Annotated in this window: 15 protein-coding genes, 1 tRNA gene and 1 rRNA gene; 11 read left to right on the top strand and 6 right to left on the bottom strand. The window is 28.1% G+C overall.

All coding sequences use genetic code 11. The annotated features are described in order from the left end of the window. Positions 1-7 precede the first annotated feature (7 nt). Both GN161_RS00630 and rplQ read left to right on the top strand, forming a co-directional pair. Positions 8-1000 carry a DNA-directed RNA polymerase subunit alpha gene (locus GN161_RS00630; RefSeq protein WP_159715512.1) on the top strand — a complete coding sequence of 331 codons (993 nt, stop codon included), beginning with the start codon at positions 8-10 and terminating at the stop codon, positions 998-1000. Between the two features lie 45 nt (positions 1001-1045). Continuing rightward, positions 1046-1414, top strand: a complete 369-nt coding sequence (gene rplQ, locus GN161_RS00625; protein ID WP_159714519.1) for a 50S ribosomal protein L17 — start codon at positions 1046-1048, stop codon at positions 1412-1414. Positions 1415-1494: 80 nt separating this feature from the next. Here rplQ and fmt read toward each other — a convergent pair whose 3' ends face one another. Both fmt and def read right to left on the bottom strand, forming a co-directional pair. Then, positions 1495-2460 carry a methionyl-tRNA formyltransferase gene (gene fmt / locus GN161_RS00620; RefSeq protein WP_159714516.1) on the bottom strand — a complete coding sequence of 322 codons (966 nt, stop codon included), beginning with the start codon at positions 2458-2460 and terminating at the stop codon, positions 1495-1497. A gap of 12 nt (positions 2461-2472) precedes the next feature. Beyond that, positions 2473-2994 (bottom strand): peptide deformylase, encoded by a 522-nt coding sequence (gene def / locus GN161_RS00615; protein ID WP_159714513.1) that lies wholly within the window; start codon positions 2992-2994, stop codon positions 2473-2475. 462 nt (positions 2995-3456) lie between these two features. Here def and tsaC point away from each other — a divergent pair, with 462 nt between their 5' ends. The 3 genes from tsaC to rrf all read left to right on the top strand — a co-directional run bounded on the left by tsaC (position 3457) and on the right by rrf (position 5227). Then, positions 3457-4026, top strand: a complete 570-nt coding sequence (gene tsaC / locus GN161_RS00610) for an L-threonylcarbamoyladenylate synthase type 1 TsaC (RefSeq protein WP_159714510.1) — start codon at positions 3457-3459, stop codon at positions 4024-4026. Positions 4027-4051: 25 nt separating this feature from the next. Continuing rightward, positions 4052-4912, top strand: a complete 861-nt coding sequence (aroE, locus tag GN161_RS00605) for a shikimate dehydrogenase (protein ID WP_159714490.1) — start codon at positions 4052-4054, stop codon at positions 4910-4912. A gap of 199 nt (positions 4913-5111) precedes the next feature. Further along, positions 5112-5227, top strand: a 5S ribosomal RNA gene (rrf, locus tag GN161_RS00600). 248 nt (positions 5228-5475) lie between these two features. On the opposite strand, the gene gloB is transcribed toward rrf, so the two are convergent. Further along, on the bottom strand, positions 5476-6231 hold the full coding sequence (gene gloB, locus GN161_RS00595; protein WP_159714487.1) for a hydroxyacylglutathione hydrolase: 756 nt from the start codon (positions 6229-6231) through the stop codon (positions 5476-5478). A 255-nt stretch (positions 6232-6486) separates the two neighbouring features. Further along, positions 6487-6942 carry a ribonuclease HI gene (gene rnhA, locus GN161_RS00590; protein WP_159714484.1) on the bottom strand — a complete coding sequence of 152 codons (456 nt, stop codon included), beginning with the start codon at positions 6940-6942 and terminating at the stop codon, positions 6487-6489. A 58-nt stretch (positions 6943-7000) separates the two neighbouring features. Between rnhA and dnaQ the strand changes: the two genes are divergently transcribed. Further along, positions 7001-7756 carry a DNA polymerase III subunit epsilon gene (gene dnaQ / locus GN161_RS00585; protein ID WP_159714481.1) on the top strand — a complete coding sequence of 252 codons (756 nt, stop codon included), beginning with the start codon at positions 7001-7003 and terminating at the stop codon, positions 7754-7756. A 297-nt stretch (positions 7757-8053) separates the two neighbouring features. After that, on the top strand, positions 8054-8587 hold the full coding sequence (gene lpcA / locus GN161_RS00580) for a D-sedoheptulose 7-phosphate isomerase (RefSeq protein ID WP_420021887.1): 534 nt from the start codon (positions 8054-8056) through the stop codon (positions 8585-8587). Positions 8588-8672: 85 nt separating this feature from the next. On the opposite strand, the gene GN161_RS00575 is transcribed toward lpcA, so the two are convergent. Continuing rightward, positions 8673-8746 (bottom strand) — tRNA-Thr (locus GN161_RS00575). Positions 8747-8863: 117 nt separating this feature from the next. Continuing rightward, positions 8864-9466: a peroxiredoxin C gene (locus GN161_RS00570; protein ID WP_159714476.1), complete on the bottom strand. Its 603-nt coding sequence runs from the start codon at positions 9464-9466 to the stop codon at positions 8864-8866. A gap of 1586 nt (positions 9467-11052) precedes the next feature. On the opposite strand from GN161_RS00570, the gene tgt reads away from it, so the two are divergent. The 4 genes from tgt (at position 11053) to secF (ending at position 15444) form a co-directional block, all read left to right on the top strand. Continuing rightward, complete coding sequence (gene tgt, locus GN161_RS00565; RefSeq protein ID WP_159714474.1) at positions 11053-12159, top strand: tRNA guanosine(34) transglycosylase Tgt; 1107 nt, start codon at positions 11053-11055, stop codon at positions 12157-12159. A 68-nt stretch (positions 12160-12227) separates the two neighbouring features. Beyond that, positions 12228-12575, top strand: a complete 348-nt coding sequence (gene yajC, locus GN161_RS00560; RefSeq protein ID WP_159714472.1) for a preprotein translocase subunit YajC — start codon at positions 12228-12230, stop codon at positions 12573-12575. A 33-nt stretch (positions 12576-12608) separates the two neighbouring features. Continuing rightward, on the top strand, positions 12609-14468 hold the full coding sequence (secD, locus tag GN161_RS00555; RefSeq protein WP_159714470.1) for a protein translocase subunit SecD: 1860 nt from the start codon (positions 12609-12611) through the stop codon (positions 14466-14468). A 58-nt stretch (positions 14469-14526) separates the two neighbouring features. Then, a complete protein-coding gene (gene secF, locus GN161_RS00550) occupies positions 14527-15444 on the top strand; it encodes a protein translocase subunit SecF (protein WP_159714468.1) in 918 nt (305 codons plus the stop codon). The last annotated feature ends 300 nt before the right edge of the window (positions 15445-15744 follow it).

Raw genomic sequence — 15744 nt, 5'->3', positions numbered from 1 at the left:
GGCAATGATGCAGAATTCTGTAATAGAATTTTTAAAGCCACGTTTAGTGGGTATTGAGCAGATTACTGAAACCCATACTAAGGTTACTCTAGAGCCTTTGGAACGAGGGTTTGGTCATACTTTAGGAAATGCCTTACGTCGTATATTACTTTCTTCAATGCCTGGATACGCTATAACAGAGGTTGAAATTGATGGAGTATTACATGAATATAGTACAAAAGAAGGTATACAAGAAGATATTTTAGAAGTTTTGCTGAATCTAAAGAAATTAGCTATCAGGATTGAAGGAAAAGATTATGTCATTTTAACTTTGCAAAAATCTGGTATTGGACCTGTAATTGCAAATGATATTTTGTATGATAGTAATAGTGTAAAAATTATTACGCCAGATCATGTGATATGCCATATAACCGATAAAAATGCATCTATTAGTATGCGTATTAAGGTACAACGTGGCCGAGGTTATGTTCCAGCTTCTGCGAGGTTTAATCCTGAATCAGATACCTTGCCAATTGGTCGATTATTATTGGATGCATGTTATAGTCCGGTAGAAAGAATTTCTTATAATGTGGAAGCTGCTCGTGTTGAACAACGTACCGATTTAGACAAATTAATTATTGATATGGAAACTGATGGTACCATAGAACCGGAGGAAGCGATTAGGCGTGCAGCAACAATTTTATCTGAACAATTAGAAGCTTTTGTAGATTTAAGGGATATACATCAACCAGAACATAAAGAAGAAAAGCCAGAATTTGATCCAATTTTATTACGTCTTGTGGATGATTTAGAGCTTACTGTACGTTCCGCTAATTGTCTTAAAGCGGAGTCTATTCATTATATTGGGGATTTAGTACAACGAACAGAAGTAGAGTTATTAAAAACTCCCAATTTGGGAAAAAAATCTTTGACAGAGATAAAAGATGTATTGGCATCTCGTGGATTATTTTTAGGGACACGGTTAGAAAATTGGCCCCCGAAAAATATTTTAGATAATTAATGTTTTACAATTAATTTAGTATGAAAAAATAAAGGTAAATTTATTATGCGTCATCGCAAGAGTGGTTCTAAATTAAATCGAACTAGTGCTCATCGTAAATCTATGTTTAGAAATATGGTTATTTCTTTAATAACTCATCAAATTATAAAAACTACTTTATCTAAAGCTAAAGCATTGCGTTGTATAATTGAACCGTTGATCACATATGGTAAAGTAGATACTGTTGCAAATCGTCGTTTAGTTTTTTCTAAAATCAGGAATAATAATGTTGTTACAAAATTATTTACACAAATTAGTCCACATTTTTTTAATCGTCCTGGAGGGTATACTCGTGTACTAAAATGTGGATTACGTAAAGGGGACAACGCTCCAATGGCATATATAGAATTGGTGGAACGATCTAAAATAAAATAAAACATACAAGCAGCAACAGTAAGGTTAAGATAAATAATGAAATTTAAATGGATAAATAATTATGAATGTGTTAGATCGGGTTATTCTAATATGGAATTAGGTATGAACCATGTTTTATGTGCGTTGAGGAAATCACGTGTAAGCGTTCTTTTTTTTCCTGAAATTTGTAGCATAGTAAGTATTAATATTCCAGAACCAGTGCTAACATAAATACCACGTGTATTAATTGTTAATATAGTACCGGGTAATACTGGTGATGATGAATAGTTGGTTGCTTTTTGACTACTTACTTCGGCTTCCCATACTCTAATACGATAATGTTTTATTTGAAAATAACTAATTGGCCATGGATTAAAAGCGCGGATACATCGTTCTAGTTGAATTGCTGGTAATTTCCAATTGATACGTGCTTCTTTTTTATTTAATTTATATGCATATGTACTATAAGTTGAAACTTGAGGGATCAGTGTATATGTATTTAATATAAACTGATCTAGTACTTCTAACAACATAGTAGACCCAATATTTGCTAATCTTTTAGAAAGAGTATAAGTAGTATCTTTTGGAAAAATTCTACAAGGCAGCATGTGTAAAATATCTCCAGTATCTATACCTACATCCATTTGGATGATGGTGATTCCTGTAATGAAATCACCATATTCTAAGGCACGTTGAATTGGTGCTGGACCGCGCCAACGAGGTAGTAATGAACCATGTACATTAATGCAACCTAGTCGTGGTATATCTAATATTTCTTTCGGTAAAATGAATCCGTAAGATACGACTACTATTAGATCTACATCAAATTTTTCAATAATACGAACAATATCAGAAATGGATAAAATACTGGATTGAAACAATGATATACTATATTTTTTAGCTATTTCATGTAAGGATAAAGAATTTTTATATTTAGATGATTGTGTTTCTTGGGTGAAAATTGCTACTATATCGTGCGTGGATAGATGAATCAGCACATATAAATGCCATGCTGCAAAATCTGAGGTTCCAAAAAAAGCAATACGTAATGATTTTAAGTTTTTCATAATATATATCTATCATAGAGGACATTGATGTTTTTTAAACAATTTGAGTGATTTTTTTATTTTTTTATGAATTTTTTTAATTTTTAATGGAGGTAAATAATCGATAAAAAGTTTACCAAACAGATGATCTACTTCATGTTGAATGCAAATTGCTAATAAATTATTTGCTTCCATCTCAAATTTATTACCGTTTTGATCTAATGATTGAATTGTTATTTTTTCTGAACGCGGAATAATTTCATGTATTTGAGGAATAGATAAACAACTTTCAGTGATACTAGTGGTGCCTGCTTTTTTTATAATAGTAGGGTTAATAAAAACTAAACGTTGTTTTCTGTGTTCACCAAGATCGACAACAATAATTTGTTGATGAATATTGACTTGTGTTGCAGCTAAGCCAATGCCTTTGTTAAAGTACATAGTATCAAACATATTACTTATAATCTGCTTAATATCATTAGATACTACAATAACAGGATCTGCAATTTTTCTAAGACGTTTATCAGGATAATATAATATTTCTAATATAGACATAAAATAAAAAATTATTAAATTTATTTAAAAAAAATTATACATTATTTAACAGTGTATGGATATTATTAAGATTTAGCATGAATGTTTTTTGATGCATACCGATAATGTTTAGTATAATTTTATTATAAACAGATTAAATGATGTTTTAAGCATTCCTAATGTTTTGTGATTTATTACTTAATGAAATAAGTACATGAATATTCGTGTTTATATTCTAAATATATAAATATTGCTAGTATAGCATACTACAAGAGCATTTAATAAAAGATATTCAATCGTACTTTATGATTAAAATAATTGACACTAAAACTTAAAATATTGTGTACTTTATACATACATATATATATATATTGAAAAGTCATTTAATTAATAATTTTAAAAGATTTTTTTTATGCTTTACATATCGGTTTAGATAAAAATGTTATATGCTGTTATATCGGACAATTAATTAGATAATACTTTATGATACAGATATTTCCTTCATTAAATATAAAAGATTTACTTCTACAATTATATCAGGGTAAGGTGATCGTTTATCCAACAGAATCAGTATTTGGTTTAGGGTGTGATCCTGATAGTAAACATGCAGTATATGCTTTGTTAAAAATAAAAAATAGATCGTGGAAAAAGGGTTTAATTTTAATTGCTGCTAATTATACACAATTACTTAAATATATTGATGATAGCTGTTTAGATAAAAAACAACAATCGCAAGTTTTTTCTACTTGGCCTGGACCGGTAACATGGGTATTTCCAGCTAAAACTAATAGTCCGTATTGGTTAACAGGTCAATTTTCTTCTTTAGCAGTACGAATTAGTCATTTTGAGCCAATTCAACGTCTTTGTTTGGCTTTTGGAAAGCCTTTGGTGTCTACCAGTGCAAATTTATCTGGACGATCTCCTGCACGTACCATTGCTGAAGTATATAAACAATTTGGAAATGATATATCTATTATGCATGAAGATGTACTTGGGAGATCTAAACCTTCAGAGATTAGGGATGTTATGACTGGTAAATTAATTCGTGGATAATTTCTGTTATTAAGGGGATAAAGAGATGAGTTTTTTTGCTGTTTTTGGAAATCCGATTAAACATAGTAAATCAGCGGAAATTTATGCATTATTTGCAAATGAAATTGGAATCTCAAAAGGGTATGATTTGAAATTGGTATCACAAGATAATTTTCATTATTTATTATATGATTTTTTCAAATTAGGTGGATTAGGAGCAAATATTACTTCTCCTTTCAAAGAGAATGCATATTTTTTATGTAATCAGTTAACTGAACGAGCTGAAAAATCCCGTTCCGTTAACACGATAAAAAAATTAAAAAATGGTGTTTTACTGGGAGATAATACCGATGGTATAGGATTTATTAGTGATTTAAAACGATTGAATTGGATAGATAATGATAATATTTCTGATACAAATAAATCTACGGTAATAAATATTTTGTTAATTGGTGCTGGAGGTGCTTCAAAGGGCATTGTTCCTGTATTATTAACTACTATAGAAAAATGTCATATAAACATAGTGAATAGAACCTTCTCTAAAGCTCAAGTTTTGACATCTTATTATCAGGAAATAGGATATAAAAATGTATCATGTATGCCTTTGTGTGAGTTATATTATGACACTAGTAAATATAGTTTGATTATTAATGCAACAACTAGTAGTATGTATAGCGCTATTCTCAAAATACCATCATTTCTTATTACTCCTGTAACCAAATGTTATGATTTGTTTTACCAGAAGCAAGATACATCATTTATATCTTGGTGTAAAAAAAATGGATCAAATTATTGTGCAGATGGATTAGGGATGTTAGTAGGGCAAGCGGCTCATGCATTTCTATTATGGCATAATTTATTTCCTTCTATTGATCCTGTACTAAACCATTTAAGATCTACGTTTTAGATATAAAACATATGTTAATTTTTAGGAAAATCAACATGGATTGTTGCATGATAATAGAAGTTTGTGATATACATTTAAAGTGTATATTGTATAATGCAATAATGATGTTTGAATTATATTTATTTTATAAAAAATTTATTTAGTATATAACTTTAAGTGATTGTTCAAAAAATTTTTTGTCTGATTGTTGATGATTATACTTGGCGGCGTTAGCGCGATAGTACCACCTGATCCCATCTCGAACTCAGAAGTGAAATGTCGTGGTACCAATGGTAGTGTGGGGTGTCCTCATGCGAGAGTAGGGGGCTGCCAAGTATTGTGAGTTTGTAATTAATCTAATTATAAATATTTTGAAAATAATTTAAGTAATAAGATGGATAAGTTTAATTTTTTTATTATTCAGTGTATTGTTGAGTACACATAGAGAATAAATTTTTGAATATTTATAAATAATGTGTTTTTGAGAGCAAAAATAGAACCGCATGCTTACTTTTAAGTGGTGACTTTGCATTGTTTTGTAGAAGTTTGAACTATTTAGTCTGGTAAATTGTTTATTTTAAAAATTAAAACGAATCTTTTTTTTTGCGTAATTCATAAAAAATTTGCCACTCTTCTTTAATGTCCGGAGATAAATTTAGTGATTTTTTTATATCTAAGTGATTACAGCGAAAGAAAGGGTTGATTGTTAGTTCCAATTTTATTGTTGTTGGAACGGTAGGTTGGTTGTTTTCACGTAATTTAATAATTTTTTTATAATAATTGGTAATAAATTGATCTTGAGGTAGGACAAAGGTAGCAAATTTTAAATTAGATAAGGTGTATTCGTGTCCACTGAAAATTAAAGTGTTATGAGGAAGATTCTTAATTTTTATAAAAGATTCATACATATGCCGAATAGTTCCGTCATAGATTTTACCACAACCTGCAGAGAAAACAGTATCTCCACAAAACAGCCAGGGTTCACTGTAAAAACCGATGTGTCCTAATGTGTGTCCGGATAAATTAAGAACCGTGAATTTTTTTTGTAATAATGTAAAGTAATCTCCTTCTGACACTAAAATTTTAGCACCGCTATTTTTAGTTTCCATGGGCCCATAAACAGTGGTTTTTGGAAAATATTGTATTAGTGTGTCTACGCCATTGACATGATCGGAATGGTTGTGAGTTAATAAAATTGCTCGTAATTTAAACTTAAATTTATTTAAAATATTTAGTATTTGTATTGTTTCTCCAGGGTCAATAATTATACATTCATTTCTGTAATTATATAGAAGCCAAATGTAATTAGTGGTTAGCGCTGGAATTCTAATGATATTCATAGCCAATTTATTGTCAAAAATTATTATTTTTAGAACTTGGATTAATTATTTTTGAATGTAAATGTAGGTTCAAATGAAAATTTTAAATAATTATTTTTAATAGTATCATAATATCATATACCAAAAATGGTACGTGTGGAATTTTTAATGGAAATTTTGATAAATCAATCACTTTTATATGAAATTATCTGTGTTGATATGAAAATATATCACTGCTATATTTCATATAGCAGTGATAGTAATATTAATTAATAATTAATAAAAATCTTTGTTTAAAGGATTTTTAGCAGCTAGGCGAGCTAATTGATCGCATCGTTCATTATCTGGGTGTCCAGTATGGCTTTTTAGCCAGTTCCAATGAATAATGTTATGAATTTGTATTGCTGTATCTAGACGGCGCCATAAATCAATATTTTTTACTAATTTTTCTTCAGCAGTTTTCCAATGATGTTTTTTCCATATATGAATCCATTGAGTAATTCCATTTAATAAATATTGACTATCAGTATTTAAAGTAATTTGACATGGGTTTTTGAGTGATTCTAATGCGATGATAGCTGCCATTAATTCCATACGATTATTGGTCGTTAAGCGATATCCAATACTGAATTCTTTTTTATGTTGTTTATAGCGTAATATTGCGGCGCAACCACCTGGGCCTGGGTTACCAAGACATGATCCATCGGTGAAAATTTCTATTCTTTTATACATATTATAAAGTATATTATAATGTTTTGGAAGGTAACTAGTGTGACACAAATGAGAGGCTATGAGCACTAATATTGTACGACAAATTGCTTTAGATACTGAAACTACCGGCATGAACAAATTTGGAATTCATTATGAAGGACATAGAATTATTGAAATCGGTGCGGTAGAAATAATGAATCGTCATTTAACTGACGAGATATTTCATGTATATATGCGACCAAATAGGATAGTTGATATTGAGGCTTTCCAGGTACACGGAATTAGCGATCAATTTTTAAAAAATAAACCTACTTTTTCAGAAATAGTAAATGAATTTTTAAAATTTATTCATGGTAGTGAATTAATTATTCACAATGCTCCGTTTGATTTGGGTTTTCTTAATCAAGAATTACGGATGTGCAATGTAAACTTAAAAAAAATGGAATCTTATTGCGTCATAATTGATAGTTTAAAATTAGCTCGAAAAAAATTTCCAGGACAACGTAACAATTTAGATGCATTATGCGAGCGTTATTTTATTAATACTGATAAAAGAAGAGATTTGCATAGTGCATTGATTGATGCACGGTTATTAGCCAATGTATTTTTATCTATGAGTGGAGGACAAACAAAAATAGAATTTATGGAAATGATGAATACAAATATGTCAGATAATAAAATTAATGATCTAACGCGATTAGGTAATATGAAGTGTACTCGTGCAACATCATTAAAAATAATTCATGCGAATGAACAGGAAAAATTAGCTCATGAGGAATATTTAGATCGTTTGCAACAGGTAAATAAACGTTGTATATGGCGTAGCAATGAATGATATAACGAATAATAAAGTTTACTTCTGTTGTATAAATACAATACAATGACCATCAAATATTTTCAATTATGTAATATATTACATATTAGATAATTTAGGATGTAAATAGATATATTTATTTAAACAATTATTTAAGAATTTTATATATTTAGTGTTTTTTTGTGGAAACCAAAAGGGATGTTATTATAATAAAATGTATATTACTTTTTTTATGTATATGTTTGTTAGTTCGTAGGAGTAGTCATGTATCATGATTTAATTTATAATGAATTTAATAAAACTATAAAAACGATGCAGATGTTTTTTTCTGGAAAAAACAATATTAATTTGGTAGCATTGTCCGCGAAACTTATTGCTAATACTTTTAAAATGGGAGGAAAGGTCTTATCCTGTGGAAATGGTGGTTCGCACTGCAATGCTATGCATTTTGCAGAAGAATTAACCGGACGTTACAGAAATAATCGTGTAGGGTATGCAGCGATAGCTATTTCTGATCCGTCATACTTATCGTGTGTTAGTAATGATTTTGGTTACGAATATGTTTTTTCTCGCTATATTGAGTCTGTTGGTAACAAAAAAGATGTATTATTTGCGATCTCTACTTCCGGTAAGTCAGCTAATATTCTATGCGCTATAGAAGCAGCGTATAAACGAGAAATGAAAATAATTTTTTTGACTGGAGATAAAAAAGAAAATAAATTATCTGATCACATAGATATAGAAATTTGTGTGCCATACTTAAGTTATCTTGATCATATTCAAGAAGTTCATATTAAAATAATTCATTTAATTATTCTTATCATAGAAAAGGAAATGGGGTCCCTTTCTTAAGAGAAGGGAAAACTAATTTTTTAGTATGTATTATATATGAATGTTTGTGTATTGTATAATAAAAATAAACTATTATAGTCCTATATGCCGATAATAGGATTCGAACCTATATTCTTCGCATTACGAATGCGCTGCTCTGTCCATCTAAGCTATATCGGCATATATATATTATCGTGTGATATTTTTTTAAATAATGGATTATATGTGATTACAGATTATGTATGCGTTTTTATAAAAGAGTCAATTTTATTTTATTATGATGTTTTTCATTTTATTTTATAATTGAGACAAATTATTAGAGAGATAATTGATCACTCCTTTCTGAGATGCTTCTAGTCCCTCTTTATTTTTATTCCATTGAGCAGGACATAAAAGTCCATGAACCTCATGAAATTGCAGTGCATCTACCATACGAATCATTTCATCAAAATTCCTTCCAAAAGGTAAATCATTAATTACCTGATGTCGTATAACTCCTAGTTTATCTATTAAAAAGGAAGCACGTAAGGCTACTCCTGTATCTGGGTGTTCAATGCCATATTTTTTAATAATTTCGTGTTTTATATCAGAAACCATAATATATTTTAATAACCCAATTCCACCTTTATTCACAGGAATTTGTCTCCAAGCACTATGTACGAAAACTGAATCTATAGAAACTCCAATAACCTCCACGTTTCTTTTTTGAAATTCAACATAACGTTTATCACAAGCAATTAATTCTGATGGACAAACAAAAGTAAAATCCATAGGCCAAAAAAATACTATTGTTGTTTTTTTGTTAATATAATCTAATAAATTAAAATTATTTATAATTTCACCGTTTCCTAATACTGCAGAAGAAGTAAAATCTGGAGCAGCACGACTGACTAATACCATATTGGCTCCTTAATCCTTGTTGTAATATATCTAATATATTAATAAATTCAATATATATATAGTTTATTTTCATGATCAATATTTTATTTTACTGCTTAAATTATTTTTGTGCAAACAATACTGTGGAAAATTTTTAAATAAATATTTGTATCTGGTAAATAGCATAATTAATAAAAATTTAATTATTTTGGTATGTTAAGAAGTTTGTCTACTTATTATTTATTTTATATATAATATTATGTTGATATAGTAAAAATCAGAAAAATTCATTTTTTTACTTATCAAAATAGTAGTGATAGTTAATTATTATTATGTTTAATTTATATTAAATATTTGTATATAAAGTGATACTATTTATCAAAAAGAATTTCACATTTTTTTATAATGAAACATGACAGAATCATAATAGTTGCTTTATATGGAGACTGTTATAATAGTTTTAAATTAATAGTCAAAAATTATGATTTTTTATAAAATTTTGTAGATTTTTTTATTTAGATTTCTTAAATATTCTGTATCATTCGATATATAAATTGAAGAAGTTTGTTCCAATTGCAAGTTTTGTAATTTTAAGATAGTTGAATTGTATGATAATCAAGTTATTTGTGGGATTTTATAAAAAATTGAAGGTCAGGATATTTATGATATTTAATAATATTAAAGTAATGTTGCTTGGATTATACGGATATATGTTTGCACATTGAGTTTTATATAGTTATATATGCTGTACAATGATAATTCATTTCCATATATATATAATATTTGAGTCAACAAAATTAATGTTCTATCTAATATAGTGAATACATATAAATGGTACTTATAAGGATTGTATAAAAATTTATTTTGGCGGTGGTAATCAATAATATATCAATAATATTGAATAAAATTAGTTAAATGGTCGTTCTGTTATATTTCAATGCTGAAATAAAAAATAGGTTACAAATAATACGGAAAATAGCGTGATAGTTCATGTCTAAATATCAATAAATATTCTTACAATTGAATGATATTTTTAATGATATAACATTTTCTAGGTATATGTGATGTATACGTAGCGATAGTTTCTTAATGCTATATATTGAGTAGATGGTTCTTAATCAATACTAATTATTAAACAAAAACTATGTTATACGCACTAAACGTGTATAAGTATTTGTAATAATATAATATAAATTGTATTAAAATTTAAAAAATAGATATTACATAAATTAATGTGGATAATTACTATAAAATAATTAAATACAGCATTAATGTATATCAATATAATATAACTATTGATTAATTTTATTTGGATGTATAAATATTTTTTATTTTTAGAGATTATTTATATATTTGAAGGATATGATCATTGATTTTTTTATTAAAATTAATTTTTATAATAATACAAAGAATTCAAATATTATCATACCTTTATTAAGGATCATGAACTATATAATATAGATATAAATTTGTAGTTGTGAAGATATTATATTTTATTGTTCATAACATGTATGAATAAAGATTGTTATAACTATAAGTTTATAATTATTTTTTTGATTACGGTTATATTTGATCAGTAAACATTTATTTAATTAGAGGATAAAAATTTGTCATTTCAATTGTTGCAAACAGACGGTTGTGCTCGTCTTGGTAGACTTGTTTGTAGTCGAGGTGTAATAGATACACCCACCTTTATGCCAGTAGGGACCTATGGGTCTGTAAAAACATTAACTTCAGAAGAAATTAAAGCAAGCGGAACACAGATTATTTTAAGTAATACTTTTCATTTGTGGTTACGGCCTGGCTTAAATGTTGTGCAATTACATGGCAGTTTACATAAATTTATGAGTTGGACGGGTCCTATAATTACAGATTCTGGAGGATTTCAGGTATTCAGTTTAAAGGAAATGTGTACGGTTACAAAAGAAGGAGTATATTTTAAAAGTCCTATCGATGGTCATCGTGTATTTTTAACTCCAGAAAAATCAATAGAAATTCAACATGATTTACAATCTGATATAGTTATGATCTTTGATGAGTGTGTATCTTATCCTAATAATTGGAATTATGTCAAAAACTCGGTAAACATGTCGTTAAATTGGGCGGAACGTAGTCGTTTACATTTTGATGCATTACATAATTCAAATATGTTATTTGCCATCATTCAGGGAGGTATGTATAAAAATTTAAGAGATATATCAGCAAAAGAATTAATAAATATAGGTTTTGATGGATATGCAATAGGGGGTTTATCAGTAGGTGAGCCAAAAAAAGAAATGTATCATGTTTTATCTCATATATGTCAAATAATTCCTGAAAATAAACCACGTTATTTAATGGGTGCTGGAAAACCAGAGGATTTATTGGAGGCAGTACGGCAAGGTATTGATATGTTTGATTGTGTTATACCAACCCGTAATGCTCGTAATGGATATTTGTTTGTTTCTGATGGAATAATTAGAATTCGTAATGCGCGATATAAAAAAGATATTGCTCCAGTGGATAAGAACTGTGATTGTTATACTTGTCAGAGTTATAGTCGTTCTTATTTACATCATTTAGATCGTTGTAGAGAAATTCTTGGTGTACGTTTAAATACTATTCATAATTTAAGATATTATCAGCGTTTAATGAAGGAACTACGTCAAGCTATAAAGATAAAATCATTAAAAAAATTTATTGATATCTTTTATAGACGTATTAATCGTATTTAATGTCGATATAAATTTAGTTTTTACATTAAACTAATAATAAAACTATTCTATAAAAATAGGAAATATAAATGAACGTGTTGGTTAATGCTGCTTGGGCAAGTGTTAATTCTAATTCGCAAGGCAATCCGTATTCTTTAGTAATTATGTTGGCGGTATTTGCTGGAATTTTTTATTTTATGATTTTTAGACCGCAACAAAAACGTAATAAAATTCATAAAGAATTATTAAACTCTATCTCCAAAGGAGATGAGATATTAACTAATGGAGGATTAGTTGGTCGTGTGGTTAAAGTCACAGAAACAGGGTATATCTTCATTATTCTTAATGAAAAAAACAATGCTAATGGTAACGAAATATTGGTAAAGCGTGATTGTGTTACTGCTATTTTACCTAAGGGTACTATGAAAGCATTATAATTTATAATTTTAACGTAGTTTGAGATAAAATCTTTGTTAAATAATTATCCTTTATGGAAATATTTTGCAATTATATTAGTATTCATTACTAGTATAATTTATATGTTACCAAGTTTATATGGATATAAACCTACAATATATATTACTCAATGCACTCCAGAAGCGATGCATCAAGAAATTGGTGATGTTTTATTGTATCAAGTTGAAAAAATACTAGCTAATGAAAAAATAATTAACAAATGTATGTCATTACAAGCAGATAAAATTCTAATACAATTTTTTTGTGGACAGGATCAACTTCAGGCTTATGAAAAATTATCAATTATTTTTTCAAAAAAATATCAGATATCCCTTGGAACTACTCCGGATGTACCGCATTGGTTATCTGTAATAAAAGCTAAACCTATAAAATTAGGGTTAGATTTATGTGGTGGAATATATTTTGTAATACACGTAAACACGGAAATTGTATTAGATAAATTTCAAGAAAAATACATTGATACTTTAAAAACTATTTTGTTTGAAAAAAATATTCCTTATTTAAAAATACACAAAATTAAAAATCATGGCATTGAAATTAATTTCCAAAATGATAAGTATAGAAATAATGCGATTCTGTTGTTATCTCCAATAGATCATGATCTAGAATTGCAGGGAATAGGAATAGATACATTACATTTGTTTTTTTCTGAAATAAAAAAACACGCAATTTGTGAATATGCAATACATCAAAACTCTGCTATTTTACGTAGTCGTATACATCAGTTAGGTATTGTTGAACCATTAGTACAGCGTCATGGAACTGATCGTATTATTGTGGAATTACCTGGTATTCAAGATATTGAAAAAGTTAAAGAAATACTCGGTACAACTGCAAATCTAGAGTTTCGTTTGGTTAATGCAGCAATAAGTGAATTTGAAATAAATAATAACTTAATTCCAGAAGATTCCGAAATTAAATTAAGTAAAAATGGTGATCTAGTACCATTATATAAACGGATAGTTTTATCTGGAGATAATATTATTAATTCTAATGTTAGCGTAGACGAATATAATCGACCTCAAGTAAATGTTACGTTAGATAGAATGGGTAGCATCATGATGTCTAATTTTACTAAAGATAATATTGGAAAAGCAATAGCTACTTTATTCGTAGAATATAAAGATAGCGGAGAAAAAGATGTTAAAGGTCGTACTATTTTAATTAAAGAAGAAAATATTATTAATATTGCTACTATTCAATCTCAGTTAGGTAATAATTTTCGTATTGTTGGTATTAGCAATTTAAATGAAGCGCGACGTCTTTCATTGTTATTACGTATGGGAACTTTAGTAGCACCTATTCATATTGAAGAAGAACGGATTGTTGGTCCTACTCTGGGTAAACAAAATATTGTACAAGGATTTACTGCATGTGCTTTAGGGATATTGACTTCAATATGTTTTATGGTGTTATGGTATCGTTATTTTGGATTGATAGCTAGTATTGCTCTTATTTCCAATTTAATACTTATGATAAGTACAATGTCTGTTATTCCAGGAGTAGTGTTGACTATGCCAAGTATTGCGGGAATAATATTAACTTTATCTGTGGCTGTCGATGCAAACGTATTAATTAATGAAAGAATTAAAGAAGAGATAAAACAAGGTAAACCAGTGCAATATGCAATATATACAGGATATCGTAAAGCACTTACCAGTATTTTAGATGCAAATATTACAACTATTATTACTTCTATTATATTATACTTAATTGGTACAGGGCCAATTAGAGGTTTTGCTATTACTACTATTATTGGAGTGGGGACATCAATGTTTACATCTATTGTCGGCACTCGTGCTGTCGTTAATTTGGTTTATGGGAAAAGACATGTTAATAAGATATCCATTTAATTTTTTAAGTTCTTACACTTATATATTATTAATATATTTTATTAAATTTTTAAAATGAGTGGTATTTATTATTAAAATTTATGATTTTCTTTCATGGAAGCGCGTAGTATTTTTTTTATCGATATTTTTATGTTTTATTTCATGTTGTGCTATGATAACGCGTGGTTTTAATTGGGGATTGGATTTTACCGGAGGTATTTTAGTTGAAATTGTTTTAGAAGAAAATGTTGATATTATTAATATTCAAAATATTTTAGTTCAATCGGGATTTAATAACCCCATAGTACAGGGTTATGGTGCCTCTCAAAATGTAATGATTCGATTACCGTTAGGTTCACATGACAACAAGCTTAATCATAATATTATGAATGATATTATATGTATTTTACGACACGGTATTGTCCAAAATTTTTTTGTTAAACAAGTAAATTGGATTGGACCGAGTGTGGGTAATCAATTAATAAATACAGGAATAATAGCGTTATTAGTCGCGTTAATATGTATTTTAATATATATAACGTTCCGTTTCGAATGGAGATTAGCCACTGGGGTAGTTATATCTTTAACTCATGATATGATAGTTATTTTAGGTATATTATCTTTGTTTTCTGTAAAAATAGATGCAACTATTGTTGCTGCTTTGATGTCAGCCATTGGTTACTCTATTAATGATAAAATAGTTATTTTTGATAGAATTAGAGAAAATTTCTGTCGTATATCCGTAGTAAAATCTATAGATGTATTTAATATATCACTGAGTCAAGTGTTCAGTAGAACCATAATCACTTCAGTTACAACTATTATGGTGTTACTGATATTACTAGTTTTCGGGGGAAGTATGTTACATGGATTTGCAATAACTTTATTGCTTGGCTCTGTTATTGGTACAGTATCTTCAATATATATAGCTTCGGCTTTAGCTTTGAAACTAGGTACCAGACGGGGTCATTTTATAAAGATAAATAAAATTAAATAAAATATTTTATTGCTGGTATTTTATTTATTAAGTTTATGCACATCAATGATGTATGGTATGTAACAGTATTTTAATAATTTATTATAGTTTCTGATGGGATCTATTGTTTAGATAAGTGTTTTGAATATGCATTTTTAATACATTTATAGTTAAATTTTTATGTAAAATTTATATGTATAATGGCAATGCAAAATATAGATGCAATCATTGAAAATATTATTATAACAATACATAAAAAATGAGATCTAATATTATTATTATCATTATTTAATAATATATTAACTGTGATGTTTACGTATT

Origin of the sequence: Blochmannia endosymbiont of Camponotus nipponensis (genome assembly GCF_009827135.1) — a bacterium.
Taxonomy (GTDB): Bacteria; Pseudomonadota; Gammaproteobacteria; order Enterobacterales; family Enterobacteriaceae; genus Blochmanniella.
Note: the sequence above shows the minus strand (reverse complement) of the source record. Positions and strands in the feature narration are given on the sequence as shown.

Coding starts and splice junctions, on each gene's coding strand:
- GN161_RS00630 (WP_159715512.1), top strand. CDS start 8: ATGCAGAATTCTGTAATAGAATTTTTAAAGCCACGTTTAGTGGGTATT.
- rplQ (WP_159714519.1), top strand. CDS start 1,046: ATGCGTCATCGCAAGAGTGGTTCTAAATTAAATCGAACTAGTGCTCAT.
- fmt (WP_159714516.1), bottom strand. CDS start 2,460: ATGAAAAACTTAAAATCATTACGTATTGCTTTTTTTGGAACCTCAGAT.
- def (WP_159714513.1), bottom strand. CDS start 2,994: ATGTCTATATTAGAAATATTATATTATCCTGATAAACGTCTTAGAAAA.
- tsaC (WP_159714510.1), top strand. CDS start 3,457: ATGATACAGATATTTCCTTCATTAAATATAAAAGATTTACTTCTACAA.
- aroE (WP_159714490.1), top strand. CDS start 4,052: ATGAGTTTTTTTGCTGTTTTTGGAAATCCGATTAAACATAGTAAATCA.
- gloB (WP_159714487.1), bottom strand. CDS start 6,231: ATGAATATCATTAGAATTCCAGCGCTAACCACTAATTACATTTGGCTT.
- rnhA (WP_159714484.1), bottom strand. CDS start 6,942: ATGTATAAAAGAATAGAAATTTTCACCGATGGATCATGTCTTGGTAAC.
- dnaQ (WP_159714481.1), top strand. CDS start 7,001: ATGAGCACTAATATTGTACGACAAATTGCTTTAGATACTGAAACTACC.
- lpcA (WP_420021887.1), top strand. CDS start 8,054: ATGTTTTTTTCTGGAAAAAACAATATTAATTTGGTAGCATTGTCCGCG.
- GN161_RS00570 (WP_159714476.1), bottom strand. CDS start 9,466: ATGGTATTAGTCAGTCGTGCTGCTCCAGATTTTACTTCTTCTGCAGTA.
- yajC (WP_159714472.1), top strand. CDS start 12,228: ATGAACGTGTTGGTTAATGCTGCTTGGGCAAGTGTTAATTCTAATTCG.